The sequence below is a fragment of the Rosistilla oblonga genome, from assembly GCF_007751715.1.
GTDB lineage: Bacteria > Planctomycetota > Planctomycetia > Pirellulales > Pirellulaceae > Rosistilla > Rosistilla oblonga.
Genome location: NZ_CP036292.1, coordinates 4804377 through 4830300, shown reverse-complemented (window position 1 = coordinate 4830300; position 25924 = coordinate 4804377). Strand labels below are relative to the sequence as shown.

General features: G+C 58.6%; 22 protein-coding genes. 7 read left to right on the top strand and 15 right to left on the bottom strand.

Going from position 1 to position 25924, the window contains the following annotated elements; translation table 11 throughout:
- The first annotated feature begins 74 nt into the window (after positions 1-74).
- Entirely contained in the window at positions 75-1904 is a 1830-nt protein-coding gene (locus tag CA51_RS17035) for a hypothetical protein (RefSeq protein ID WP_145122430.1), read from the top strand.
- 110 nt (positions 1905-2014) lie between these two features.
- A complete protein-coding gene (locus tag CA51_RS17030) occupies positions 2015-2833 on the top strand; it encodes an IS5 family transposase (protein ID WP_145122429.1) in 819 nt (272 codons plus the stop codon).
- A 107-nt stretch (positions 2834-2940) separates the two neighbouring features.
- On the opposite strand, the gene CA51_RS17025 is transcribed toward CA51_RS17030, so the two are convergent.
- From CA51_RS17025 to CA51_RS17010, 4 genes are all read right to left on the bottom strand, one after another.
- Positions 2941-4080: a transposase gene (locus CA51_RS17025; protein WP_197451248.1), complete on the bottom strand. Its 1140-nt coding sequence runs from the start codon at positions 4078-4080 to the stop codon at positions 2941-2943.
- A gap of 472 nt (positions 4081-4552) precedes the next feature.
- Positions 4553-5761 (bottom strand): efflux RND transporter periplasmic adaptor subunit, encoded by a 1209-nt coding sequence (locus CA51_RS17020; protein WP_145122427.1) that lies wholly within the window; start codon positions 5759-5761, stop codon positions 4553-4555.
- 23 nt (positions 5762-5784) lie between these two features.
- A complete protein-coding gene (locus tag CA51_RS17015) occupies positions 5785-8148 on the bottom strand; it encodes an ABC transporter permease (RefSeq protein ID WP_145122426.1) in 2364 nt (787 codons plus the stop codon).
- Positions 8149-8200: 52 nt separating this feature from the next.
- The gene (locus CA51_RS17010; protein ID WP_145099195.1) at positions 8201-8923 is read right to left on the bottom strand and encodes an ABC transporter ATP-binding protein; all 723 of its coding nucleotides are present in this window, start codon (positions 8921-8923) and stop codon (positions 8201-8203) included.
- Positions 8924-9220: 297 nt separating this feature from the next.
- Between CA51_RS17010 and CA51_RS17005 the strand changes: the two genes are divergently transcribed.
- Positions 9221-9652, top strand: a complete 432-nt coding sequence (locus CA51_RS17005) for a TM2 domain-containing protein (protein ID WP_145122425.1) — start codon at positions 9221-9223, stop codon at positions 9650-9652.
- Here CA51_RS17005 and CA51_RS17000 read toward each other — a convergent pair.
- From CA51_RS17000 to CA51_RS16985, 4 genes are all read right to left on the bottom strand, one after another.
- Entirely contained in the window at positions 9649-10251 is a 603-nt protein-coding gene (locus tag CA51_RS17000) for an amino acid kinase family protein (protein ID WP_145122424.1), read from the bottom strand. The two genes, CA51_RS17005 and CA51_RS17000, sit on opposite strands and share 4 nt — an antisense overlap.
- Before the next feature lie 17 nt (positions 10252-10268).
- Entirely contained in the window at positions 10269-11324 is a 1056-nt protein-coding gene (locus CA51_RS16995; protein ID WP_145122423.1) for a hydantoinase/oxoprolinase family protein, read from the bottom strand.
- The gene (locus CA51_RS16990; protein ID WP_145122422.1) at positions 11321-12406 is read right to left on the bottom strand and encodes an ATP-grasp domain-containing protein; all 1086 of its coding nucleotides are present in this window, start codon (positions 12404-12406) and stop codon (positions 11321-11323) included. The genes CA51_RS16995 and CA51_RS16990 overlap by 4 nt, the downstream gene beginning before the upstream one ends.
- Positions 12407-12471: 65 nt before the next feature.
- Positions 12472-13677: a VWA domain-containing protein gene (locus CA51_RS16985; RefSeq protein WP_145122421.1), complete on the bottom strand. Its 1206-nt coding sequence runs from the start codon at positions 13675-13677 to the stop codon at positions 12472-12474.
- 347 nt (positions 13678-14024) lie between these two features.
- Between CA51_RS16985 and CA51_RS16980 the strand changes: the two genes are divergently transcribed.
- Entirely contained in the window at positions 14025-15185 is a 1161-nt protein-coding gene (locus tag CA51_RS16980; protein WP_145122420.1) for a baeRF3 domain-containing protein, read from the top strand.
- 97 nt (positions 15186-15282) lie between these two features.
- Here the strand turns inward: CA51_RS16980 and CA51_RS16975 are convergent, their stop codons facing one another.
- The 5 genes from CA51_RS16975 to CA51_RS16955 form a co-directional block, all read right to left on the bottom strand.
- Positions 15283-16554 (bottom strand): aminotransferase class V-fold PLP-dependent enzyme, encoded by a 1272-nt coding sequence (locus CA51_RS16975; protein ID WP_145122419.1) that lies wholly within the window; start codon positions 16552-16554, stop codon positions 15283-15285.
- A gap of 20 nt (positions 16555-16574) precedes the next feature.
- On the bottom strand, positions 16575-17012 hold the full coding sequence (locus CA51_RS16970; RefSeq protein WP_145122418.1) for an iron-sulfur cluster assembly scaffold protein: 438 nt from the start codon (positions 17010-17012) through the stop codon (positions 16575-16577).
- 164 nt (positions 17013-17176) lie between these two features.
- Positions 17177-17575 carry an acyl-CoA thioesterase gene (locus CA51_RS16965; RefSeq protein ID WP_145122417.1) on the bottom strand — a complete coding sequence of 133 codons (399 nt, stop codon included), beginning with the start codon at positions 17573-17575 and terminating at the stop codon, positions 17177-17179.
- A gap of 77 nt (positions 17576-17652) precedes the next feature.
- A complete protein-coding gene (locus tag CA51_RS16960) occupies positions 17653-18735 on the bottom strand; it encodes a M42 family metallopeptidase (protein ID WP_231745751.1) in 1083 nt (360 codons plus the stop codon).
- Positions 18736-18780: 45 nt separating this feature from the next.
- Positions 18781-19227 carry a DUF1499 domain-containing protein gene (locus CA51_RS16955; protein WP_145122415.1) on the bottom strand — a complete coding sequence of 149 codons (447 nt, stop codon included), beginning with the start codon at positions 19225-19227 and terminating at the stop codon, positions 18781-18783.
- A 615-nt stretch (positions 19228-19842) separates the two neighbouring features.
- On the opposite strand from CA51_RS16955, the gene CA51_RS16950 reads away from it, so the two are divergent.
- Positions 19843-20136 (top strand): Trm112 family protein, encoded by a 294-nt coding sequence (locus CA51_RS16950; RefSeq protein ID WP_145122414.1) that lies wholly within the window; start codon positions 19843-19845, stop codon positions 20134-20136.
- On the opposite strand, the gene CA51_RS16945 is transcribed toward CA51_RS16950, so the two are convergent.
- Together CA51_RS16945 and CA51_RS16940 are read right to left on the bottom strand one after the other, a co-directional pair.
- Positions 20111-21367, bottom strand: a complete 1257-nt coding sequence (locus tag CA51_RS16945) for a PDZ domain-containing protein (RefSeq protein ID WP_145122413.1) — start codon at positions 21365-21367, stop codon at positions 20111-20113. The genes CA51_RS16950 and CA51_RS16945 overlap by 26 nt on opposite strands.
- Positions 21368-21411: 44 nt before the next feature.
- Entirely contained in the window at positions 21412-22026 is a 615-nt protein-coding gene (locus CA51_RS16940; RefSeq protein WP_145122412.1) for a DUF4254 domain-containing protein, read from the bottom strand.
- A 338-nt stretch (positions 22027-22364) separates the two neighbouring features.
- On the opposite strand from CA51_RS16940, the gene CA51_RS16935 reads away from it, so the two are divergent.
- Both CA51_RS16935 and CA51_RS16930 read left to right on the top strand, forming a co-directional pair.
- A complete protein-coding gene (locus CA51_RS16935; RefSeq protein WP_231745750.1) occupies positions 22365-23288 on the top strand; it encodes an aldo/keto reductase in 924 nt (307 codons plus the stop codon).
- A 211-nt stretch (positions 23289-23499) separates the two neighbouring features.
- A complete protein-coding gene (locus tag CA51_RS16930; RefSeq protein ID WP_197451848.1) occupies positions 23500-25488 on the top strand; it encodes a YjhG/YagF family D-xylonate dehydratase in 1989 nt (662 codons plus the stop codon).
- Positions 25489-25924: the final 436 nt, after the last annotated feature.

Genomic DNA, 25924 nt, shown 5'->3' with positions numbered 1-25924 from the left:
TACCGCTGCGGCCAGATACCCTATGTGACTTAGCTCACGCTTTTCGAGAAACCATCGCTCCCAGGAAACGCCCGATGAGTCTAGCGGTCTTAAATCAAGTCTATGACGAAACGCGGCGGCTCGCGATCGCTGGCAGTAATCTCGCCGCCGGGGACTTTCGCTTGACCAAATTAGTGGAGCCGTTGGAGAAGTCGGCTGCCAAGGCTCCCGTATTCGGACAGGTCGCCGCGTCGATCCAACGGCTTGTTGACGCGCCGGCCGACGAATCGGCACAGGCGCTGTTGGACCTCAGCTCTCTCGTCTCGGCCATCCTTTATACACAGGGGCAAACGACGATCCAGGGCGATCTGGAACCGATCGCGACGTCGAGCCTCGGCACCCAGACGACGCAGGTTTCGGCCAAGTTGATGAAGCCGTTAGTCGAAGCCCTTACCTCGACCGGTTCGGGGCGGATGGAAACGATTCGCGAAGCCTACGATCAGGGAGCGTTTGCCGATTTGCGGATCATCAATTTGGCAGTCGCCGCGTTGGACGATACCTATCCCGAACTGGCCGATTTTGTCGCCGATCGGCTCCTGCCCGGTTATGGCCGCGCGATCGTGCCGTTGATCGCCGAAGAGATCGACATCAAGGGACGGGCTGGGAACGTGCGGCGATTGCGAACGCTCTACCGCTTGGATCCGCAAGCCGCTCGCCCGCTGGTCTTGGAAGCGTTCGAAAACGGTTCGAAAGAGATGAAGATCGCGGCGCTCGGATGCCTTGGCGATTCCGACGACGACCTGCCGCATCTTCACGACCAAGCCAAGGCGCGTTCCAAAGAAGTCCGCCGCGTCGCGCTGGAACGACTGGCCCGATTCGACGACGACAAAACCATCGCGATCTACTCCGCGGCGTTGAAATCGAAGGATCTCGAACTGGCCGCGATCCCGGTCAGTCAGAACGCAAGCGCCACGTTGGCCGAAGTCGCGCGGGAGACGGTCCGGCAACAAGCGACCGATTTGCTCGAATCGAAAACGCGTACCAAGCTAGGCCCGGCGCTTGTCCGCTTCCACACCTTGTTGTTGGCGTTGCAGGAGCGCAGCGATGAGCCGACGTTGGAATTGTTGCAGTGGCTGTTTTCGCAGCACGCAGCGTTGACGGCGCTGAAGGGAACGCCGGTCTCCGGTGCCGACGTGGTCCAACAGTTGACGCAGGTGATGCTCAGCACCGGCGCGGCATCGATGCATCAATTGCTTGTCGAGAGTCGCGATGAATTGCCCGATGACATTTTCGTGAACTGTTTGCGAGCGGGAGTCGAGTCGTTGACGCCGCACGAAGTCTACAAGGTCTTCTCCCCCTACTATCAAGTTGGCAGCAAGTCGCGAGGAAAAGCGAAACAGCGGCACGAGGCGGTCCAGCGTTTCATCGTCTACGGTGGCGATCGCGATCTCTGGTACATGCACTCGCGCGTCGCCGCGGCGCACCGCGACAGCGATGGCGACGAAGCCGACCCATCCCGACCGCGGGTCTGGGATCCCGCATGGCTCGACGAGGCGATTGCTCAAGATGATCTGGAGGCGGTGACCGAACTGGCGACCGTTTCGACGCCGCCGCTGGACGAATATCTGTCGACCAAGTTTGCCGCTCTTTTGAAACGAAGCGCCCGCGTCTATGAGCTTCGCAACGTCGTGGCGGTAATGATCCGCATCGGTCACGCCGAAGCGACCGACAGCTGGATCGCGGCGATCGAAAAACTTGGCAGCAAGAGTAGCGGATACGGCATGTATTGGATAACGCAGCTGGCGGGGGACCTTCCCGCAGCAGAGATCCCAAAAATCGAAGCGATCTTGCCCACGCTCCCCGAATCAGCAGTCGACGAAATCGTCGCCGCCCTCGGCCCGCGGAAACAGGAAGCCGGGACGTAACGCTTCGTTTAACCATACTAGGCACTGTTTAACAAACTGATCTGGTCAAACAGAAACGCATTCGGCAACCTCCCGGAGTACCTACCAAAGTGCTCCAAGGAGGAAGCCAAATGCCACGCCATCGTCTCACAGATCGGGAGTTCAATGCAATCCGTCATCTGCTGCCCAAGCAGCGGCTCGGTAAGCCGGGACGACAGTGGAGCAACCATCGCACGGTAATAGATGGGATACTCTGGATCACGAAGACTGGAAGCCCCTGGCGAGATCTACCTGAGCAACTGGGGAAATGGCAAACGGTCTACGCCAGATTTCGACGATGGACCAAGGAAGGGCTCTGGGCCAGAATTTATCAAACACTACTGAAGCGACTGGACGCACTGGAGAAGATTGACCGGTCGCTTTGGTGCGTTGACGGTAGCGTCATTCGGGCTCACCGCAGCGCTTCGGGTATGATTCCGCAGAGCGAAAAGAACGATGAATTAGTGGCTCTGGGACGTTCTCGAGGCGGATACTCGACGAAAATTCATGTGCTATGCGATGGCGAGGGAACGTTGCTCGGAATCACGGCGACTGGCGGTCAACGCCACGAGTCGACGGAACTTGAGAATCTCATCGCAAGCTGTGAACTAAGTCTTCATCGCTACGACAGTCGTCCTGAAGTGATCGCAGGAGACAAGGGATACAGCAGTAACGCGATTCGCCAGTTCATCCGCGACCGCCAGATCAAACCGGTCATCGGATCGAAGGCTAACGAATCACGGGATGCGAATTTTGATCGCGAAGCTTACCGCCGCCGCAATATCATCGAACGACTGATCGGCTGGCTAAAAGAATCTCGCCGAGTGGCGACGCGATACGATAAACTTGCCTGTTCGTACCTTGCTTTCGTTCAACTCGCCGCCATGCGGCGAGTGCTCAAACTGCTTTAATAAACAGTGCCTAGCACGAAGCGCAAGCGAGTGAAATCAAAGCAGGACGCAAATGTCTGGGGAGCACTCGCTTGCGCGTTTTGATGTTGCGCCGTTGGATGCTTTAGTCAGGCGACGCACCGGTATTCCTGGGATAAAAGCTCAGTGTAGCGTTTCCTCAGTGTGCGGAGTCCGTGGTTGGTTTTTAGCCGTCGCAGGTGCCACTGGTGCTCGCGATAGCGAATGCCTACCAACAACGCCTCGCGGACGGTGTAGCTGCGAGCGTGCTTCCAGCATTTGCGCTGCCGATCGTCGATTCGGCGATCAGCCAGCTTGCGGCGACGAGTCCATTCCAGATAGCAGAACGTGATCAAGACGATCCCCATCCAGCTCTCGACCGCCTCGAAATCTTTGAAGCTGTACTGGTTCATTCCCAGCGTGCTCTTGAGTTCTTTGAAGAACAACTCGATCTGCCAACGTAGACTGTACAGCTCACAAACCTGCCGAGCCGACAAGTGCTTTGCATTGGTCATCAACAACTTCGTCCCTTCACGTTGAATCTTTTTGCCAATCGGCTTACTCGAGGAAAAGACGAGCATGACCATGCCCACATTGTGGACCTCGCTTCTCTCGCTGTGGACGTGATACGTCCGAGTTGACTTCGTCCCGTCGCGGCGGCGGAGTGCCGTTCGATGGCAGGAGGCTCGACGCTGAGCAGCGTAAGGCCCCGCACCGATCGAAAGACGAATGGTTTGGAAACGTGATGCAGGAAGTTGTTCGATTCGCAAACTCACACGAGGCCGCTTGCCGTGCTTCTTTGCAGAGAAGACGCGATTGGTGTTGACCGGAACGATCCAGAAATAGCCTCGCTCCTGGCAAGCCGCACGCACGCATTTGGCGTCAAATGCGGTGTCTCCGAGCACAACAATCAGTTCGGTGCCGGCCGGTACCTGCGCGTCGCAAATCAACTGCGCCGCAAGCTGCGCCTGCGTCCGATGTTTGATCTTGTGGACCTTCGCATAAGGCTTGGTGTAGTACGGCAGCCACATCGGTACTCGCAATCCGTCAGGAGTCAGCAGCAATGCGAACACGAAACAGTGGCAACTCTTTCGTTGATATTTGTACTTGGTGTAGCGGCGATTCTTGGCCGGTCGACGTTTGGAGTTACCGGTGCTGAAGGTGTTTTCGATGGTCTGGCCGGCAGTGGCGACGAGCGTTGAATCGAGCAGCAGGAGATAGCGGCCGTTCCAATCCTGATCACGAAGCATCTTTAGGGTGATCGCCGCGAGCAAATCGGCGATAGCCTGCCGGTACCGTTTAAGGAAGCGTCCGGGTTGTGCCCGATGCCGCGGTTTTCCCTCGATGGCGGAGGCTGCAAACATGCACGAGTTTCGACCGTGCCGCGTAAGAATAGCGATCAAGAATCGCAGCAGCATGCTTCGAAAGTGAGCAGAACCCTGCGTGTTCGGCAGAAACGACTTGATCGCGGGGAGGGAATCTTCCATGATTGCCATCGGTGAGCTCCTGGGCTTTGTTTGTGTGGTAACTCACAAACTCAGGATGTCTCACCTCTTTCTGCAATACCAATTTTCGCTAGCAACCCCATCAACGCGCAACATCAAAACTTGCGCGTCGTGCTAGTAGACCGTGCCGAACGCACTTTCGCGGAGCGAAAGGCGACCAACGCTGCGAGTGTCGTCTTTCGCTCCGCGAAAGCACGCGTCGTACGACTTGGGGCGATCACGGGACGCGTGGGACCGGTTTGACTGCGGTTCCGGGGCGGATCGCGTCGCTGGGGTAAACGATCACTCGATCGCCGCCGGTCAACCCGTCGGTGATCTCGGTCTCTGATTCGCTCTGCAATCCGATTTGCACCGGTTGCAGGTTGGCTTTCCCATCGACGATCGAAAGCACATGCCATTTCCGCTGGTGACGAAATAACGCACTGTTGGGGATCTGCAGCGCTTTGCTGAGTTCCTTGACGGTAATCCGAGCTTCGATCCGATAACCGTCCCCCAGCGAAGCGATCCTTTCCACCGGTTCGTTGAAGTCGGCGATAATGTTGACGCGTTGCTCCTCGACCCCCAGCGATGAGATCTTGGTGAACGCCCCCGGTTCGATCACGCGGACGTTGCCCGACAGCGGCGTGTCGCCACCCCAGTGTTCGACCATCAATTCGGCTCCCGGTTTGATCCGGACCGCGTCGGTGGAGAGGACATCGATTTCGATCTCCAGATTACTGGGATCGCCCAATTCCAACAGCGGCGTCCCCACGGCAACGACCGTAGAACTCTCTTCAAAAACTCGCAACACGCGCCCTGAGATCGGCGCATAGATTTCAAACGGCTCCGCCGACGATTCCTTCTGTTTATCGGAGAACTGATCGACGGCGGCTTCGGCCATCTCCAATTCAAAGCGGGCGATCTCGGTATCGAAGCTGGCGGTCTTGATCGCTTGAGCTGCTGCCAAACTTTCGGCTCGCACGACGTCGTACTGTTCCTGCGAAATCGCTCGACTGGCCAACAGCGTCTCGGCTCGTTCCAGTTTCGATTGGCTCAGTTCATGGTTGATCCGAGCCTGTTCGGCGCTGGAGTTGGCTCGTTGCAGCGCGGCTTCGGAAGCCAAGACTCTCGCATTTGCTTCGGCTCGCGCACGCGAATCGAGGATCGCCGGATCGCTCGGCAGGATCACTGCCAGCAGTGTTTTTTCATCGCAATAGTCCCCCGCGTCCAGTTCGATCCGAGAGATTCGTCCGGAGACGGGAGCCGAAATGATGTACTTTTCGCGGATCCGCGTCTTGCCGTCCTCCTGCACTGTCACGCGCAGCGGGCCGATCGTGGCGGTCGCAAATTCAACGGCGATTGGTTTGGGGATCAATGTGAACGCGCTGGCCAATGCCAGGGCAACGAACATCGTCAACCAGATGAATGTTTTGAGTGAGAACTTCATGACCGGGGAATATCTATAGGGAGTTACTCACGCATCTTCAACACCGCGACAAGATCCAGTTCGTTGATTCGCCGTTGCACGATCAAGCCCGACAGGAACGTCGCGACGACAACAACCATCGCAGCCAGGGCGAAAGTCTCGCGGCTGACGACCAATGGGATCCGGTAGTTGTCGGTATCGAGTCCCGCCGCCATCACGCCGGCCAGGCCGTAGCCCAACAAACAGCCTATCGGAATCGCGCACACAGTGAACAGGCCGATCTCACCCAACAACACGATCGAGACCTCTCGGCGGGTGAAGCCGACGACGCGCATCGTGGCCAGATCGCGGCTGCGTTCGGACAGCGAAATCCTTGCACTATTGTAGACCACGCCAATCGCGATCACTGCGGCAAACATAATGATAAACGAACGCATCACCAGGATGTTTTTGGCGACCGTCTCGTTGAAACTCTCCAACACCGCCAACTTAATCGCCACGCTGCCGACGCCCGGTCGTTGCTCCAACTCGCGAAAAACATCCTGCAAGCGGCTCGAATCGACTTTTAGATAAGCCCCCGATGCAACCTCCGATTCTTTCAACAACTTGTGCAGTTGTTGTTTGTTCATATATGCGTTGACGCCTGTGTATTCCTCGACGATCGCGGTGACTTCGATCTCCACCGTGGGGCGTTTGTCTTCCAGGATCTCCAGCGTGACAAGACTGCCTGGCCGGGCGCTCAGCAGATCGGCGAGCTTGCTGTTGAGCATGATCCCAAAGTCGGGAACCTGGACCACTTGTTCGCGGCTGTCGAGCAAACGATACAGCTGAGGATGGTGTTGTAGTCCCAAGATCCCAACGCGTCGCGAGCGGTTCTGAAACTTCACCTCCGCGGCGACCGAGCGCATCGTTTCACTCTCTTGCACACCCGGCAAACGAGAGACTTCGTAGACGACCGATGCTGTGGCCGGTTCGACAAAAGTGACTGAGATGTCCTGTCGCTGCGCCAAGCGGAATTGGAAGTCCATCATGTAGTTGATCGAATCGAGCGAAAAGTTGCCGACGATCATCACCGCGACGGCCATCGCGATCCCCAAAATTGAGAGGCTCGCCTTCAAAGGCTTTCGAGCCACATTGCGAATCACCATCCGAACCTCCGACGGCAGCGATCCGGAGGGGACAATCCGTTCGATCAGCGTGGGACGATAGTTTGCCGGCGGTGCCGGACGCATCGCTTCGGCCGGCGGCAGCGCGATCACTTCGCGAACACTCAACCAAGTGCCGATCAATGCCGCGGCGGTCGTCAACAGAAACGCAAGTGCGATCGCTAACCAATCGACTTGGAATTCAAGCTGCGGGAATTTGTAGAACTCTTCGTACAGATGAACGATGTTCGCCGCCATCCAAAAGCCTAGCCCCGCCCCGATCACCGTGCCGGTCAACGAGATCACCAACACCATGTGCAGATAGTGCAGGCCGACTTCGACGTGCGTGTATCCAAACGCCTTTAACGCGGCGATCTGTTCTCGCTGTTGAGCGATGATCCGCGAGATCACGATGTTCAGCAGAAACGCGGCGACTGAGAGGAAGATTGCGGGAGCCATGATTGCCGTCGAACGCAATTGCGCCATTTCGTCGGACAGGAATTGATGCGAGATCTGTTGATCGCGATCGTACGCGCCGACGCTGCCAAACGGTTTGAGCAATCGATCTAACTGGTCGATCACCTCGTCGACGTTGCTGTCGTAGGCGAGCTTCAGCGTGACACTGTTAAACGCACCGGTCATGTCCAGTGCCGCTTCGAGATCGCGTTGGTTGATCCAGAAAACGCCAAACCGCTTGTTGTCGGGCATGATGCTGCCCGGTTGCACCTGGATCACGTATTCGGGAGAGAGGGCGACGCCGACGATTTTCAGCGTCTGCCGCCGACCATTGATGATCGCATCGACGGTGTCGCCGGCAACGAAGCCGTGGGCGTCGGCGAAGACTTCGGAAACGACGACCTCTCCCGTTCGGCCCGCTTCGAGCATCCGGCCGCGTGCGATGTACAGCTTGTTCAGCACCGCGTCGCCGCGTTCGGGGACCGAGATCAGCCGAGCGGTTGCCGGATCGGCCATCTCCGGAACGTCCAGCAGCACGTCGTCGACGATCCGAGCTTCGACCGACGCGACGCCCGAGATCTGTGCGATCCGCGGCAGCATCGTGTCGGGGACGCGACGGGCCGACGAAAAGACATCCGCAAATCGGAACTCGCGATAGAACGAATCTTTGCTCGTCGCCAGCGAAGCGTAAGAACACATCGACATCACAAACGTCGCCACTCCGGCAGCGATCACCAGCACGATCGCGACCACCTGACCTTTCATCTGCATCAGGTCGCGAATCAATTTGCGATCGAGCTTTAACATGCGGGCCGCCGATTCGTATCGGGGAACTCGCGTCGTCGGGCGTCGCTTGGGATCACCATTGCAACGCCTGAGCCGATCGTTTGTCGGTGTTGGTCTGCACCCCCGCGATCTGCCCATCGGACAACGAGATCACACGATCGGCCATCTGCGCGATCACGGCATTGTGCGTGATCACAGCGGTCGTGGTTCCCAGTTCGCGATTGATCCTGGCGATCGCTTCGAGGACGACGATCCCGGTGTGAACGTCTAACGCGCCGGTTGGTTCATCGCACAACAAGACCTTCGGTTTCTTAGCGATCGCCCGCGCGATCGCCACTCGCTGTTGTTCGCCGCCGGACAATTGAGCTGGAAAGTGATTCGCTCGGTCACGCAATTGCACCAGTTCCAAGGCTTCCAACGGATCCATCGGCGAACTGGCGATCTCGGTGATCAGTTCGACATTTTCTCGTGCCGTCAGGCTGGGGATCAGATTGTAGAACTGGAAGACAAATCCGACGCTCTGCCGCCGGTATTGGGTGAGTTCGGCATCGTCGCTTGCAGTCAGCTCGCGGTCCAAATAATGAACCGTTCCGGAGGTCGGCGTATCGAGCCCGCCGAGGATGTTTAATAGCGTCGACTTGCCGCTTCCGGAGGCCCCCAGCAAAACGATGAACTCACCGTCGAACAGGTCCAACGAAACGCCTCGCAGCGCGTGCACCTGGACTTCTCCCATGCGATAGATCTTCGCGACGTCGACAGCTCGGAAAACTGCGGTTTGCGAGCCTGCGTGCGACATCGGCAACTTTAAAAAACTGGGGCTAAAGGACGGAGAGAATTTGAAGACGGATTGGCCGTTGGAGTCGAGCCTTCAGGCGAACTCTTCTGCGATGAATCGGAGCATCGATCGGCTGAAGCCTCTACTCCAGCGGCTATTATCGATGGGAACCGAAGCCGAGTACAGCCGAAACGCATGTCGATTTTTGGCATGAGTTTTGCGACAATGCAAAACAACGCGGCGAATTACGCCAAGATCGACAACCTGGAACGAATTCCTTTACGACTCAACGCTCGCAAGCTGCCAAGGTGAACCAATATGAATACCTATCAACCGCAAACGCACTCGACCACGATCGGCTACATCTGTTGGATCTTCGGATTTTTTGGAGCCCACCGATTCTACTTCGGTCGCCCGATCAGTGGCACGATCTGGGCGTTTACCCTTGGCTTCTTCTTCATCGGTTGGATCATCGACCTGTTCCTGATCCCAAGCATGAGCCGCACGGCGAACCTGCGTTACAACAGCGGTCCATTTGACTTTAACGTCGCTTGGATTCTGCTGACGTTTCTTGGGGTGTTTGGGATCCACCGCTTCTACATGGGCAAGTGGCTGACCGGCCTGTTGTGGCTCTGTACCGGCGGGCTGTTCATGCTTGGATATCTGTACGATATGTGGACACTTAACGCACAGGTTAGCGAATGCAATTTCGAGGCTTATGCCGGGCAATCGGCGATGTCGATGGGCTAGTCCTCTTGTTGCAGAGTCGTCCCCGGCAGGTGATCCTTTAGATTCACCAGTCGCACGTCGGGGATGCCTTCGATGAATTGCGGGAAAGCGGCGTCGACGATCCCGCGTCGCGCTGCTTCCTGCCAGTCGATAGTCTCCGCGACGGAGCAGCTCTTCAACAACACCAGCTCCGTTGCTTCCAATTGTCGAGCCAGCAGAGCCGCGATCGAATCGGTCGTCGTCGCCCAGTTGGTGGGCAGGCTGATCGGGCCGCGAGTGTTCGCAGCGTAGAACGCATCGACAGCAACCAGCGCCGCCGAACGGTCTCCGCGGTCGTGGCACCAGCGCTCCAAAGCTGTCGCGTCGCCGATCGGAACAAGCTCGGGCATCAGCTCCGAAACGATCTCGAATGTGTGCCGCAGCAATCGAATACACCGCCAGTGCATCGCTGTGAGATCGAGTTCAAAGCGTCGATCCATCGCTCGCATTACATCGACCAGTTCGCCGCCGCCAACGATGATCGCCGTCTTCCGCTGCGTCTGAGCTGTTAGCCAGCGGCGGACCGCCACCGCGAGATCGGGGTTGATCAATAGACTGCCGCCAAACTTGACGACTCGCATGGCAGGCCTCTTGTCGGTCATGCGAACCTCGCTTCGGCGAGACAGGCAAGTGCGTAAGCCGGACCAACGCGGGACCGTTCCGCCCCAAGTTCTTGAGCCAGCGAAATCTGTCGCGCCACCGTCGTGGGTAACAACCATTCGCCATGCCCGGCGATGACCCACGCGGACGCATCGCTTGCAACTTTCGCGATCCCGGTGGCGATGCGAGCTTTCAAAATCGCTTCGATATGTTCGGACGCGGCGACCGCGTCGTCGAGAGTGAAGCTGCGGTGATCCAGGGCGATCATGCGGGCGATCCGATTGACGCTGTTCTCGACAGTCCGCGGTTTCCCATCGGCCGAATCGCAATCCTCGGGCATCGCCGTGGTTCGACCGAGGACCAAAAAACAGTCGTCGGTCGTCGCGAAGAACTCCGCCATCACAGGAACCTCGCGGCCGCGAAACGGCAGGGACGAAGTCAGACCGCACAGCGGAGTCCGACCAACGCCAAGGTAGAGTAATTCGGAACCTTCCAGACGGTCGACGTCGGTCCGCGAACGTGTTTGCACGCCGTGGGAATCGATCGCGATCAGATCGGTTGTCGTCGATCCGATGTCGATCATCAATCCGGTTTCGTTGTCGCCGAGATATCGTGCGGCGTAGCTGGCCATCGCGTGCCAGTTCGCCGCTGCAACGTCGTCGGGATTCGACTTCGCCTCATCGGCTCGCAGCCACTGGCCATCCAAGCTGTAAACCCACAGTGGATCGACGCCGGCGGACGCCTCCGTTTGCGTGGCCTCAGCGACGGCGTCGACGATCTGGCGGACACCTTGCGGGCGATCGGCGAAACAGTCGGCCAGTTCGCCGGTCATCGTCAGGGCGTACCGCGTCGCCGCGGTTGGTGCTGGCAGTTGCTGTTTCAATTGATCCGCTAAACGTTCGGGATGCTTCCACAACGCAAACGGTTCGGCGGACGTCCAGCCCGCGGTATCGGCAGCTTTGATGTTGGCGCCGCCGACGTCGATTCCAATCCAATGCGTTTCGGGCGGTTCGGATTGCGAGGCGGCATCGTTAGCCAACGTGGGGTCGTTCATTGCGATCGCGAAACTTCGGATTGTGTGCGGTGGCAGGGGGCGGAGTTGCCTGGCGATATGTCGGCACGCCCCGCCGCGTCCCAGCGGACTGCGGAAACGGAGGGATCAAGGATCGGCGGCGCCGCGTCGAGGCCGAGCATTGTTGCAGCAAGATTGCTTTTCATCAAATGGCGAACCCCGACATAAGAGGTCGTCAAGCGAGGATTGATCTCGATCACCACATCATCGCGCGGGTCGTCGGCGAGAACTAGATCGACGCCAACGTAGCCGACTTGGCTGGAAGAGTCGTTGAACCGCGACGATCTGTCGAACACGGCATCAAGCGCCGCGGCAGCTAACCGCTCGGCACGATTGGCGAGCGCGTCGGACAGCGGGCTTTGTCCGCCGTGATAACTGAAATGGGGCGGCTCCATTTTTTGCAAACACGCCGGCAACCAATGGATCCCGCCGGCAGTCACGATCGCGGCGATGCTGACCGTTTGCCCGGGGTGATAGGCTTGGATAATCCAGTCGCCGGTGCGGCGTCGGCGTTGGTTGTCGGCTTGGGTGAAGGAGCCGAAGCGTTGGACTTCGATCGATCCGCAGCCGTCGTTCGGTTTCAAAATCCACTCCGTTGCACTGGACTCTTGCGGCGTCTGCCGCGGGCCGAAGGGGATCGGATGGGGAACGTTCGCAGCCAGCAAACGTTCGCTCAGTTGCAGTTTGTCGGTTGTGGCATCGATGAAGTTGGCATCCGCCGCGATCACGTTGCGGCCGAAGCCTCGAAACGCGGCGACTAATTTATAGAGCAGCCGATCGGATTCCGGTGCGATCAGTATCGCGGCGTCGCAACCTGCCGAAGCGGCGAGCCATTGAGGGATCAATTCGGCGGAGGCATCGACGGGGATCGTTTGGATCGCCGGATCCATACGATGAGGCAAACGGGAGTCGATCGTCGTGACCACGCGGGCACATCGGCTTGCGTCGTCGCAGATCGCGTGATGCATGGCGGTTCCTTCGGCCAGCAGGCTCTGCGGAAGCGAGGCTAAAGGAGTCGAAGCGAGACCGCCGCCGATCGTGTATTCACCAATGAAGACCTGCATGATAAACCTGCCCTGAATCTGTTTGCCGGTGCCAGTCGCAAGGATTGGTGTTGTCGACTGGCATGTTAATGCGAGTCATCAGACTTAATTCGAGTCGCCAGCGATTGCAAGTCTTGACCGCGGAGAGCTCCTTCGACCAGCTCGGGCAAACGATCGGGAGTGCAGGCGAAACAGGGGATTCCGAGGGCGGACAGTCGCCGTGCAAGCGCTTCGTCGAAACAGGGAGTTCCGCTGTCGGAGAGGGCCAGCAAGCACAACACGCGAACGCCCGATTCGACCATCTCGCCCAATCGGCGGACCAATTGGGCTTGGTTGCCTCCTTCAAACAGATCGGCCAGCAGGATGAACAGCGTCTCGCTCGGTTCGGTGATAAATTGTTCGCAGTAGGCGACCGATTTGTTGATGTCGGTGCCGCCGCCCAATTGAACGCCAAACAACATGTCGACCGGATCGTCGCCGCAGGTCTCGGTCAGGTCGACGACTTCGGTGTCAAAGGCGACGACGTGTGTCTTCAGGGCGGGCAGGCTGGCGAAGATCGAACCGGTGACCGCGCCGTAGACAACCGAATCGGCCATTGAACCGCTCTGATCCATATCGACGATCACGGTCCAGTTGTTCGTCCGTTGGGCCCGCGAATAGAAATAGACCCGTTCGGGAATCAAGCGTCCCAATTGGGCGTTGTAGTTTTTCAGATTCCGCCCGATCGTCCACTTCCAATCGATGCTGTTGGCGTGCGGAATCGGAGAGTGTTCGTTCCGATTGAGCGCCCCTTGGACCGCTTGTCGGATCCGTTGTTCCAGCGTGAGTTTGATCTTGTCGGCGACGGCTCGGACGACCATCCGCGCCGTCTCTTTGGTTCGCTCGGGAATCTGACCGCCAAGACTCAACAACGTCCCGACCAGTTGCACGTTGGGCTGAACGTTTTTGAGTAGTTCCGGTTCCAGCAGCAGTTCCCGCATCCCTTTGCGGTCGATCGCATCCTGTTGGATCACGGCGACGACGTCTTCGGAAAAGTAGGTGCGGATGTCGCCGAGCCATTTTGCCAAGCGAGGTGAGGATCCGCCCGAACCGGCTGAACGCTTGCCGCTCGAATCGGAACCTTCCTGCGTCTGGTCGTAGATCGCCGCCAAGGCTTCGTCCATCAATTGCTGATCGGCGTCGAGGGAGAGGTTGCCTCCGCCGTATTCATTCAGCTGATCCTGCGAGCTTGCTCCGAGGATCAAACGCCAGCGACCGAGTTGTTCGGGAGCGATAGGTTTGGGAGTCGCCATCGGGGAGTGGGCCTGATCGATGTGGCTGGGAACGGAAGGGCCCTGCGAGCTTGGACCTTGTTAATCCAGATGTTGTGTGCGGACCACATTGCCTAAATTCGCGTTGCCGTAAGACGCAATTTTAGCGTTTCGATCCCGCCGGTGGACCGCTCACCGCAATCGAGATCGGTAAAGGAGAGAAGCTGCAGCGGCGCGGTCGGTCGCGACCACCATGAGCATAACGCATCGGATGCTGGCAAGAAACGAATTTGTGTTTATTCAAAACATTTTTAGCTGTTCGGAACAACCTTTGCGGAGCATCCCCCAATGTCCAAGTCATGGAAAGTCTTTTACTCATGGAGGAATAAATGATTCAATCATTCAATCGCGACCAAGTGAAGCGTCTGTCGGGCCTGCCGGGAACACCACACGTTACTCTTTTCTTGCCGGCCTCGCCGGAGCACGCGTTGGCTTCGGACGGCAGCATCGGGCTGGGGCAGTTGATCGAAAAGTCGCATCAACAGCTGGCGCAGTTCTGGATGTCATCGACCGATGCAAACGACTTCTTACGGCCGCTGTTCGACCTGCAAGAGGATCCGCAATTCCTGGCGGCGCGTAGCGGTGGAGTAGCAATTTACTTGTCCGAAGACGTTTTTGAGATCGTCCCGGGGTATGAGGAATCCGATTCGCGAGCCATCGTCGCGGGGACTTTTTGCCTGCGTCCGATGCTGTTGACCGAGAACCAATTCGCCGATTTCTATCTGCTGACGATCAGCAAACAGAAGCTGGCTTTCTACCGCGCCACGCTTTCGGAAATTACCCAGATTCAAAATGCTGGGTTCCCCGTGAGCTTCGAAAATGCGGTCCGAAGCGCCGCTCGAGAACCGATGCTTGTGCACACAGGTTTCGAGGATCTGACGCGGACCGCAGCTGTGGATATCGATGAAATCGAAGAGGGGATCGACCCGCTGGCACCTGCGTTTATCGAATATATCCAACAAGTCGATGAAGCGGTGTGTGCATATTTGCACGATCGTTCCGGTTTCTTGATCCTTGCCGGTTCCGAAGCCGAGACCGATCTGTATCGCGAGCACAGTGTCTGTACGCAACGTGTTGGGAAGGTGCTGACTGGCAATATCGATCAATATTCCCCCGAAAAGCTGCTTCGAGAAGCGATGCCGCTGGCCGTCGATCAATTGCAACAACAGCGAGATTCCGACGCCCGGGAGTTCCGTGAGCGGCAACGCCCGGTCACGCTCGATGCACGCGAGATCTTGTGTGCCGCACAGGTGGGACGAATTGACACACTCTTTTTCGATCGCGACGCGACGCTCTACGGAAGTTTCCATCGCGAGCGGAATGTGTTGCAGGAAAGTGGTCAACCACCGCAGGGTCGACCGCGCGAGGAGTGCCGCGATTTGATCGAATCGGCGATGGTGCAGACGATCATCCATGGCGGCCGGATCCACGCAGCACCGGCTAGCGATATGCCGGTCCGAGCGAAGATGGCGGCGACGTTGAAGTATTGATCGGCGTCGCTCTTCTACCTGGCGCAAAACGCAGTTTTTCCACTGCGTACCGCGCCGGTGGTGGAGGTAATCGCGTGGGGCGATCCCCGTCGCGAGTCTACGTCCGTTTTCGCGGACGGTTGAATTTGTCCCGCGCACTGCGCACCGCGTCGGCAAACTGGAGCACTTCTTCGGGAGTGTTATAGAAGTAGAAACTGGCCCGAGTCGAAGCCGAGATCTGCAGCAGTTCATGCAGTGGCATGGCACAGTGGTGCCCCGCGCGGACGGCGATTCCGCGTCGATCGAGCCATTGCGAAATGTCGTGCGGATGCACACCGTCGATCGTAAAGCTTACGATGCCCGCTTTGTGTTTTGGGTCGGGGCCCAAGATGTGCAACCCTTCGATTTCTTGGAGTGCTTCGTGTGCGAGGGTGCACAGTTGCAGCTCGTAAGCGTGGATTCGATCGAGCCCGACGGAGTCGACGTAATCGATCGCTGCGGCCAGACCGATCGCTTCGGCAATCGCAGGCGTTCCCGCTTCGAACTTTTCGGGCAAGCCCGCCGGTTCAAAACCAGAGGTGGTCACGCGGTGGATCATCGCACCGCCACCGAGAAAAGGAGGCATCGCGTCGAGCAGTTGTTGCTTGCCGTGCAAGACGCCGATGCCCGTGGGACCGCAGACCTTGTGTCCACTGAACGTCACGAAATCGGCGTTCCATTGATTCACATCGACTTGCGAATGCGGGACGGCTTGGGCGGCATCGACCAACGTCACCGCGCCAGCATCGCGGGCTTTGGTGACTAATTCCGCGACCGGATTGATCGTCCCAAGCACGTTGCTGGCGGCTGTCAGGGCGACCAGCTTCGGTTGCAGGTCGGATAACCGTTTGTCGAATGATTCGATGCACAGCCGGCCGTCTTCGGTCAACGGAGCGAATTCGACGCGGCAACCGGTCCGCTGGGCAAGCTGTTGCCAGGGGACGATGTTGGCGTGGTGTTCCATCATCGTCGTCAGGATCACATCGCCCGATTTGATGTTGGCATCGCCCCAGCTGCGAGCGACGAGATTGATCGCGGCGGTCGTGCCGGCGGTGAAGATCAGTTCGCACTCGTTTGCAACCGACAGAAACTGGGCGATCCGCAGCCGAGCGTCTTCGTATTTCTGCGTCGATTCTTCGCTGAGCGTATGGATGCCGCGATGGACGTTTGCGTAATAGCCCTCATAACAGGCATCCATCGCATCGATGACCGCTTGCGGCCGCTGGGTGCTGGCGGCGTTGTCGAGATAGACCAACGGCACGCCCTCGCGCAGTTGGCGCGAAAGGATGGGAAAGTCTTGGCGATAGGCCGCAGCATCGATCGCCAGCGGAGAGCGTTCTGTCGTATTCAATTTGGTTCCAATGATGGTTGTCAGTTTTCCTCGCCGAGATGTGGGCCGCCAAAGGTCGGTCCGTCGCCGAATTCATCCAGCGGCGATTGCAGCGCCAATTGCAGCACCCGCCAGGCCAACAGGCCACATTTTTGTTGGCTGACCGCGATCGAAGGACCTAACCGTTCCAACATCGCCCGGGTGTCGAAGTCGCGGATCGCATCGGGCGTCATCGCTTCGATCGTTTCCATCAACATCGATGCAGCGGCTTGGCTGACCACACATCCGTCACCGTCGAACCAAGCCTCTTCGATCTGGCCATCGCTGGGGCTGATTCTCAGTTGAACCTGCATCGTGTCGCCGCACAACGAATTTTCTCCCTCGGCCACGTGCGTCGCCGCTTCGCAATCGCCACGGTGGTAGGGATCCTCAAAATGATCGATCAACGTCTGATCGATCGCTCCATAAGAATTCGACATGGTGGCGGCTGTAGAGGTTCGGTTGGGCGAGTGATCCGCGGGGTCAAAGGGCGGTCGGCGAGAGACCGTTCCCGCCACTGTCAGTTTATTGACTGGACCGGACAGCCGATAGGAGCCGACCGGCTGAGCCTACTCAACGGCCTACTTTCATTATAGGAGAGAGGCTAGGATCGGCGTCGGCCCTGCTGAAGTTCCACCGGCAGGCGAGTGGCCCTTCCATCGGGGCGAACGCATGCGATCACCGATTCGGCGTATACGAGTATTTGGTCCTCGCGGAAGATCTCGTACCGATGGCGGATCCTCGCACCGTGAGCTTCCAAGACGGTTGTTTTCAGCGTCAGCAGGTCGTCGAATTCGGCCAGTTGGTGATATTTGACGTTCATCTCGGCGACGACCAGCATCAGCCCATCGGCTTCGAACTGTTTGTAGCTGGAGCCCAGACTGCGCATCAGTTCGACGCGGCCACGCTCGAAATAATTGAGATAGTTGGCGTGATGAACACGCCCCTGGCCATCGGTCTCGTGATAGTTGACGCGGATCGTGAGCGTGTGTTGTTGTGACATGTTGAGCGTTTGTGATGGAGGCGGTTGGCCGGCCCAAGGGATCGCTTGGACCGGCAGTCTTATGAAAAGCGAAAAGATCAAACGCTGGGGGTGAAGTCGTCTTCGGCGGTCAGGCGAGCTGCGAAGTTGGCCAACAGTTCGGCCGCGCTGTCGAGGTCATTCATCGAAACCGTTTCGACGGCGCTGTGCATGTAGCGGTTGGGAATCGCAACCAAGCCGGTCGCCACGCCGCCGCTGCTGATCTGCAACGCGTTGGCATCGTTGGGCGTCGCTCGCCCCGCCGCAGCCATCTGATACGGGATCCGCAGTTCGTCGGCGATCTGCACCAACCGCTGCACGACTTTCGGATTCATGTTGGGGCCGCGGAAAATTACCGGTCCGCCACCAAGCTTGATGTCTCCCTGCTGCGTCTTGTCGATCGTGGGGCAATCGGTCGCGTGAGTGACGTCGACGGCGATCCCCACGTGCGGCTTGATGCTGGCGGCGGCTGTCGTCGCGCCACGCAGACCGATCTCTTCTTGAACGGTCGAGACGCTGTAGATGCCGCAGGTGGGAGCCATTCCAGCGGCTCGGCGGAGCGCTTCGATGACGACCCACATGCCGGTCTTATTGTCCATTCCTGGACCCGAGATCAGCCCTTCCTGCAGTTGAGTCATTTCCAGTTTCAGTGTGACCGGATCGCCGATGCGAACCAATTCCGACGCCGATTGTTGGTCCTTGGCACCGATATCGATCCACAGCTCGTTCAGGTTCACAACCTTCTTCCGCTCGGCATCGTTCAGCAGGTGGATCGGTTTCCGGGCGATCGAACCGGGGATCGGGCCGGTTTTCGTCCAGACGATCATCCGCTGGCCGATCAGTTGTTGCGGGTCCCAGCCGCCGATCGTCTGGGCGTACAGAAAACCTAACTCATCGATATACGTGACAAGCATCCCGATCTGATCGCAGTGCCCGGCGAACATCAGCCGCGTGTCGGCGTCCGGGTTGACGATCGCCATCACGTTGCCGTGGACGTCGGTGCGCACTTCATCGGCAGCGGGCTGAATGTATTCGCGGACCAGGGCTTGGATCCGTTCTTCGTAACCCGAGGGGCTGGGGGTTTCGATGGCGGATTTCAGAAAAGCGTCGGCAGCGGGATTGAGTTGGTCGAGGCGGGACAATGGAACATCCTTTTCAATCATTGGTGCGGTTTGATGATCCCCCGATTATCGCGGCTCCTGCAGACTTGGAAAGCCGTCGATGCCCCTAACCAGCTCTTTCAGGTTCCGCGGGTTCTGGCCGAGGTCCCCTTTGCCCAGCCTCGATTGGCTCTCGGCATCCAGTTGCGCCCCGCCGTCGATCGGAGAAATGCGGACCTGAATGTCATCGACGTAGCGGAACAGCGAGGTCGTGCGCGTCAGATGCAGTTCGGTTCCGTCGGGGCCGCCACGCTGTCGTTCCACTTGCCAGTGGGGTGTCGTTTCAACAAACGACAGAACGCGGGCGGCCAGCTGGCCCACCGATTCGGCTGCCAAAACCGGTCGCAGCAGCGGATCGTCCGCCGCCGGATCGAGCTGAGCGTGATTCGTCGTGAAATCGCGGCTCCAGTCGTCGACTTGCCAAAAGATCCACCCGGTGACCAGCAGAACAATCGCTCCGATCGCAATTCCCATCCTCTTCCTCATGATGTTTCGGTTCACGATCGCGTCGTTTGCTTTGTAGGGCGAGTGGCTGAGTCGCCACTGCAGCGTCCCAATCCAGTGCGACTCATAATTCCCTGTCGCGCCTGATTTGTCAATTCAGTCGAGCGTGGAGATCGGAGCGCCGATGCGACTGGGAACCCCCAACGAACGACGAGGTTGGGGATGCCGGTGTGTCGTTGGAGGGGGGCGCAGTGAGGCTGCGGGAAAAATGGCTTCGCCGGCCCGCGATCGCACAATCGCAGGTCGGCGAAGCGTCGTCCCGAAACACAAACGCAGAAGACAAATCCCCCGATAACGGTTGATTTGCCCAATGGAAACTCTAGGTCAGATTTGACGCTTGGCAAAGAAAAATTTCGACTTTGCAACCGCTCTGACGCCGCCGATTTCGCGTCTCGGTAGACCGTTTCGGTCGATCGGCGTCGTCGGTCGCTGGGATTGCCTATCGCTGGCACTCGCCGCTGCGGGCGGCTGTCGAAATCCGGTTTTGCCCAGTTCAACGGTAGAGGGCTTAGGGACATCCGAGCGTGCTTCAGCTATAATCTGTCCAAACGAGGAGCGTTTGAATCCCTCTATGGAAATCCCACCGTGATCGACCCAAGCCTGTTCGAATACATTCGCTGCCCCGTCACTCAGTCGACGCTGGTGGTAGCCGCCGACGATTTGATCCAACAGATCAACCAGCGGGTTGCTGCTGGAGAGGCTCGCAATCGGATCGACCGCCCGGTGCAGCGACCGCTCGATTCGGGATTGGTCAACGCCGACGGAACGCTGATCTATCCGGTTTGGGCCGACATCCCGACGCTGATTCCGGATGAAGCGATTCCGATCGCCGCAGCGACTGCGGGGGCGGAAACTACGGAAACTGACGCTTCAGTTTGACCGTTAAGGTGAAGGTTTTTTGACGCCGGATGGTGCGAATCAACTTCGGCGTCGGTTCACCTTCTTCTTGGGGCAGTTCGACTTCGACCTGTTCTTCCACGATCCGGTTGATCTGCATCGGGATCGATTTCTCGGCGGCGGTATGCTTGGCGATCGCGGATTGCAGATCGGCAAACGATTTGACGTCGTATTGGCCGAACTTGATGATCACGTCTCCCGATTGGACGCCCGCCTCGGCGGCAGCTGTGTTTGGTTCGACAGTTCCCACCTCGCAGTTCGGATTCAGCGGGCTGCAGCGGACGCCGAGGAATCCACCGCGGCATTGAATGTTCAGATTTGGGAAGAGCGTTTTCAGCCGTTCGGATCCCTCGAGCGAGATGTCGGTGCCAAACAGGATCAATTCTCGCCGCAACGGAAGTTGAGCAAGGGTGTCGATCAGTTCGTCTCCCGCCGGGACGTTGACCAGTTGGAAGAGGTCCAGTCGCTTCAGATCGGTCAGGCCCTGAAGGTCTTCGACATCGACGGTGGTGTCGCGAATGTCCAAGTTTTTCAGGTCGGGAACGCTGGCAACTTGCCGGACCACATCAGCGGTGATTTTGTCGCCACTTAAAATGACTGTCTCGACGCCGTGCAGCCACTTCAACCACGAGAATGCAGCGACGTTCCCCTGCCAGTCTTTGGGGATTCGCATGTGGTATCCGTTGCGAACCGACGAGGCCAGATGGAACTCGCCAAACCCGATAAAGACTCCGGCGGCGGTCAGTACTTCCACCGCTCGTCGTTTGCGGTCGTCGCGAACTTCGTCCATCGCCAACTGGGCTCGCGTGGCAGCTGACGACGCACCGGCGGTGGCGACTCGTTGCAGCGATTCCCATGCGAGGTCGCGGTCTTGATGCTGGGGATCAAACTGGAGCGACAGCTGACGCAACACCGACAGGATCTGCGAAGTCGTCTCGAGATCGCCGTCCTGCAATCCGGCTTCGAGCGCCGGCACAGCGGCTAGACCAGCCAGTCGCAGACGCGTCGTGGCGAGTTCTCGCAGACGGTATTGGGGCGATGAGAGTTGAGAGACCCACCGCTGCATCTGCTCCGCCGCGTCTTTATCCGCGGCGGGCTGTGAACTTTCGGCAGGATCGACAGTCGCGCTGTCGGCTTCGTCGCCGCGGCAGACCGAGACCGCAGCGACGATCGAAAATAAAAGCGTGGAGCACGTGTAGAGTTTCAGCCTCATAACAAATCGACCTACCGTTGCGGCTCCGCGGAATGGACTTCGGTTCAACCAGCACGCAGCTGTTTGGCGGCGTACAAATACGGGTTTAGCGTAGGATCATTATACATCTTCATCTGGCGATAGGTTCGGTGCGCCTTGCGTCCGGCGAACAGATCGACCAACAATTCTTTCAGCGAATTGGAAAGATCGGCTTGTTGTTGCTGGCACAATGCGATCCGCTGGGTGACCAATTCGCGGTGCGCATCGGATGCGTCGTCGCGTTCGAGTTGCTCTTCGTAGTGGTACAACCGCAGCGACATGATCGACAGTCGGTCGATCGCGCTGCCGGAGGTTTCGGTGTTGATCGGGGCATCTTCGGCGGTTTCGACACCCTGTTGAGCCAGCAACAAGGTGATCGAATCGTCCAATTTTTCGATCCAGTCGTTCCGTTTCTGGTTCAGTCCGTCGATGTTCCGCTTGACTTGAGCGATCTCGGCATCGGAGACGTCTTTCGCGCGGGCGATATCTTCCTGGTGCCACAAACGATAATTGTGTTCGTGCTGCTGGCAGACCAACTGCATAAAATCGGAGTATCGGTTGACGATCGGACCGCAATGCCATTGAGCAACGGTTTCGGCCTGTAATTGAACAATCGCATCAACATCGATGGGCAGCGTCATTTGTAAGCTCTCCTGTGGCTGACAACGCAGCCGTAGCGGTCCCTTTTCTCTATCTTACCAGCGGTCTGGCATCCGTTGCGGATAGTAGGTGAAGAACTTCTCTAAAATCAACCGCATCTTCGCCAATGTGTTTTCCTCGCCCAATCGTCGCTCTGGGCGGGCAAACTCAGCCGTCATAAGGACCGCGCCGGCGAAGGCCTTGCAATCGACTAGCGATTTGCCAAGCTATCCAGCTGCCAATTCGATATTGCCCGTTTCCTTCCCGCCACGGATCGCTTGTTATGATTCCCTCGCTATCGCTTCGCTCTGGAGCCCAGTTGCCCGTTCTTGGTCTCGGAATGTGGAAAATCCCCAACGACCAATGTGCTTCTTTAGTTCAAGCGGCGGCCGAAGTGGGATACCGCCATTTTGATAGCGCTTGCGATTATGGGAACGAACGCGAAGTCGGCGACGGGCTGCGAGGAGTGATCGACAGCGGAGTCTGCCGCCGCGAGGATCTGTGGGTGACGTCGAAGCTGTGGAACACGTTCCATCGCAGCGAACATGTCGAAGCCGCCTGCCGCAAGACGCTCGACGATTTGCAGCTCGATTATCTCGATCTCTATCTGATCCACTTCCCGATCCCGCTGCGATACGTCTCGCCCGAACAGCGGTATCCGCCGGGCTGGTTCTTCGATCCCGAAGCGGCCGAGCCGAAGATGGAGATCGATCGCGTTTCGGTCGCCGAAACCTGGGCCGCGATGGAACAACTGAAGCAATCCGGTCTGGTCAAAGAGATCGGCGTCTGCAATTTCAACATCGCCCTGCTCCGCGACATGCTCGCCTACGCCAACGATCCGCCCGCGGTCTTGCAAGTCGAAACGCATCCCTACCTGACGCAGGAAAAACTGTTCCAGTTCTGCCGGGAAGAACAGATCGCCTACACCGCTTTCTCGCCCCTGGGAGCGCTCTCCTATCACGAGATCGGCATGGCCGACGGATCCGATTCGCTGTTGCAGATCGAACCGATCCGGGCGATCGCCGCGGCCCACGACCGCTCGCCAGCTCAAGTGCTACTGCGTTGGGGCGTGCAACGCGGCACCGCGGTGATTCCGAAAACCACAAAAACGGAGCGGCTGGCCGAAAACTTCAGCCTCTTCGACTTCAGCCTCAGCGATGCAGAGATGGCGACGATCGACGGGCTGAATCGGAATCAACGCTACAATGACCCCGGCGTCTTCTGCCAAGCTGCCTTTAATACGTTTTGCCCGATCTATGAGTAGTCGATGCGTAGGACGGAATACGTTTTGCCCGATCTATGAGTAGTCGATGCGTGGGACGGAATACGTTTTGCCCGATTTACGAGTAGTCGGTCAGGCGGCCGGAATACGTTGTGCCCCATCTATTAAATAAGACGATCCGTTTCCCCAACGACGTTTTGCCTTTATTGCGAGTGATCCATTGCCTCCTGCCTTTAACTATCCCGACGACAGTCTGTTTTCGCTCGATCAACATCTTGGTGGCGGCGACGTCGCGGCGTCGGTGATCACATCGGCGTCGGGACCAAGTGGTCAGTTGCCGTTGACCGACGAGATCCTTCGCTCGTGGAGCAGCGGTGATCTGTTTGGGCTGACGCAAAACGCCGGCATGGGCTGGGATCCAGCTCGCATGATGGGACCTCAGTATCTGTGTCTCAGCACGCAGGGGGGCGTTCGCGATCACGATGGAACGCCGATCGCTCTGGGGTATCACACCGGGCACTGGGAAGTTGGGCTGTTGGTTCAAGCGGCAGCCGAACAGTTTTCCGAGGCCGGCGGCGTGCCGTTTGCCGCTTTCTGCAGCGACCCTTGCGATGGCCGATCGCAGGGAACCAACGGGATGTTCGACAGTCTGCCCTATCGCAACGATGCGGCGATCGTGATGCGTCGGTTGATCCGTTCGTTGCCACGCCGCCGCGGCGTGTTGGGTGTCGCGACCTGCGATAAAGGTCTGCCGGCGATGATGCTGGCGGTCTGCGGAACAAAGCATTTGCCCAGCGTGATCGTTCCCGGCGGCGTGACGTTGCCCCCAACGGTCGGCGAGGATGCTGGCAAAGTGCAAACGATTGGGGCTCGGTATTCGCAAGGCGAAATCTCGCTGGAACAGGCTGGTTTGGAAGGTTGCCGGGCGTGCGGATCGCCAGGGGGCGGTTGCCAGTTCCTGGGAACCGCGGCGACCAGTCAAGTTGTCGCCGAGGCGATGGGGCTGACCGTACCGCATGCGGCCCTTGCCCCCAGCGGCCAGCCGATTTGGTTGGACATCGCGCGGCAGAGCGCTCGCAGTCTGATGGCCTTGGATGCGCGAGGACTGACGCTAGCCGATATCGTTACCGACGATTCGATCTACAACGCGATGTTGGTTCATGCCGCCTGTGGCGGTTCGACGAATCTGTTGCTGCACATTCCAGCGGTCGCTCAGGCTGCGGGGCTGCGGTCACCGACCGTCGATGATTGGCACCAAGTCAACAAACTGGTCGCTCGGTTCGTCGACGTCTTGCCCAACGGTCCTGTCGGGCATCCGACGGTCCGATTGTTCTTGGCTGGTGGCGTTCCGGAAATCATGTGGCATCTCCGCGAGTTGGGACTGTTGCGTGGTGATGCGATGACTGTCGCGGGCGCCAGCTGGAACGAGATCCTCGACGCCTGGCCGCAGTCGGCTCGTCGGGATGCGTTGCGGCAGCGTTTGATCGAGTCGGATCGCGTCGATCCCGACGATGTGATCATTCCTCCGGCGACCGCCAAAAAACGTGGGCTGACCAGCACCGTCTGCTTCCCGCAAGGGAATCTGTGTCCCGAGGGATCGGTGATTAAATCGACATCGATCGACCCGAGTGTCGTTGGTGAGGATGGCGTCTATCGCAAGGCTGGCCCGGCGCGGGTCTTTGTCAGCGAACGCGATGCGATCGCAGCGATCAAGGGGAACCATCCCCGTCCGGTTCAGGCGGGAGATGTTGTGGTGTTGATCGGCCGCGGACCGCTGGGGAGCGGCATGGAGGAGACCTATCAAATCACGTCGGCCTTGAAGTTCTTGCCTTGGGGCAAACATGTAGCGCTCGTCACCGACGCCCGGTTCTCGGGCGTCAGCACCGGCGCGTGCATCGGCCATGTCGGACCGGAGGCGTTGGCGGGAGGACCGATCGGCCGGGTCCAAGACGGCGATCAGATCGAAGTCGTCGTCGATCGGATCGGATTGCATGGCAGCGTTAATCTCGTCGGGACCGCCGACAAATCGCTGACACCAGTGGAAGCCGAAACGCTGCTCGCCTCGCGGTCTCCTCATCCGCAATTAGCTGTCGACGCCAAGATGCCCGACGATTCACGACTCTGGGCCGCGCTGCAACAAGTCGGCGGTGGGACGTGGAGCGGATGCGTCTACGACGTCGAAAAGATCATCGCCACCTTGGACGCCGGCACCAAGGCGTTGCAAGAAAAAGCCAGCGACTGATTTTGCCAACGGTTCCGTCGAACGCGATTGTTGTTTGGGCGTACCGTTTTTCCAAAGCAAGTTGTCCCGACGGGAATCGGTCGGGAATCGGTCGGGAATCGGTCGGGAATCGGTCGGGAATCGGTCGGGAATCGGTCGGTTTCACGCCCCGAAGTGGGCAGCGGTAGGCCAGCCCAGGGCAACGCCCTGGGTTTCGGGGCGGGCCCATCCACGGCGGAGCCCCAACGGGGCGGTTCTACGTGACGTTTGGTAATGTGTGGCGCGATCGTGTTAGGGCCGCCCCGTTGGGGCTGCGATCTTTTGTTTGGCCGCCGTTTACCCAGGGCGTTGCCCTGGGCTGACGTGGTGCCGGCCCTGTTGGGCCTGGGGAATTTGTGGGTGTTTGTTTGGCCGTGGTTTACCCAGGGCGTTGCCCTGGGCTGGCGTGGGGCCGGCC

Excerpts from the sequence above, each read along its gene's own strand:
- CA51_RS16970 (WP_145122418.1), bottom strand. The coding sequence starts at position 17,012 with ATGTCGAATTCTTATGGAGCGATCGATCAGACGTTGATCGATCATTTT.
- CA51_RS16965 (WP_145122417.1), bottom strand. The coding sequence starts at position 17,575 with ATGTCACAACAACACACGCTCACGATCCGCGTCAACTATCACGAGACC.
- CA51_RS17000 (WP_145122424.1), bottom strand. The coding sequence starts at position 10,251 with ATGCGAGTCGTCAAGTTTGGCGGCAGTCTATTGATCAACCCCGATCTC.
- CA51_RS16980 (WP_145122420.1), top strand. The coding sequence starts at position 14,025 with ATGATTCAATCATTCAATCGCGACCAAGTGAAGCGTCTGTCGGGCCTG.
- CA51_RS16995 (WP_145122423.1), bottom strand. The coding sequence starts at position 11,324 with ATGAACGACCCCACGTTGGCTAACGATGCCGCCTCGCAATCCGAACCG.
- CA51_RS16955 (WP_145122415.1), bottom strand. The coding sequence starts at position 19,227 with ATGGGAATTGCGATCGGAGCGATTGTTCTGCTGGTCACCGGGTGGATC.
- CA51_RS17025 (WP_197451248.1), bottom strand. The coding sequence starts at position 4,080 with ATGCTTCGTGATCAGGATTGGAACGGCCGCTATCTCCTGCTGCTCGAT.
- CA51_RS17035 (WP_145122430.1), top strand. The coding sequence starts at position 75 with ATGAGTCTAGCGGTCTTAAATCAAGTCTATGACGAAACGCGGCGGCTC.
- CA51_RS17005 (WP_145122425.1), top strand. The coding sequence starts at position 9,221 with ATGAATACCTATCAACCGCAAACGCACTCGACCACGATCGGCTACATC.
- CA51_RS16985 (WP_145122421.1), bottom strand. The coding sequence starts at position 13,677 with ATGGCGACTCCCAAACCTATCGCTCCCGAACAACTCGGTCGCTGGCGT.
- CA51_RS17030 (WP_145122429.1), top strand. The coding sequence starts at position 2,015 with ATGCCACGCCATCGTCTCACAGATCGGGAGTTCAATGCAATCCGTCAT.
- CA51_RS17015 (WP_145122426.1), bottom strand. The coding sequence starts at position 8,148 with ATGTTAAAGCTCGATCGCAAATTGATTCGCGACCTGATGCAGATGAAA.
- CA51_RS16940 (WP_145122412.1), bottom strand. The coding sequence starts at position 22,026 with ATGACGCTGCCCATCGATGTTGATGCGATTGTTCAATTACAGGCCGAA.
- CA51_RS17010 (WP_145099195.1), bottom strand. The coding sequence starts at position 8,923 with ATGTCGCACGCAGGCTCGCAAACCGCAGTTTTCCGAGCTGTCGACGTC.
- CA51_RS17020 (WP_145122427.1), bottom strand. The coding sequence starts at position 5,761 with ATGAAGTTCTCACTCAAAACATTCATCTGGTTGACGATGTTCGTTGCC.
- CA51_RS16945 (WP_145122413.1), bottom strand. The coding sequence starts at position 21,367 with ATGAGGCTGAAACTCTACACGTGCTCCACGCTTTTATTTTCGATCGTC.
- CA51_RS16990 (WP_145122422.1), bottom strand. The coding sequence starts at position 12,406 with ATGCAGGTCTTCATTGGTGAATACACGATCGGCGGCGGTCTCGCTTCG.
- CA51_RS16935 (WP_231745750.1), top strand. The coding sequence starts at position 22,365 with ATGTGGAAAATCCCCAACGACCAATGTGCTTCTTTAGTTCAAGCGGCG.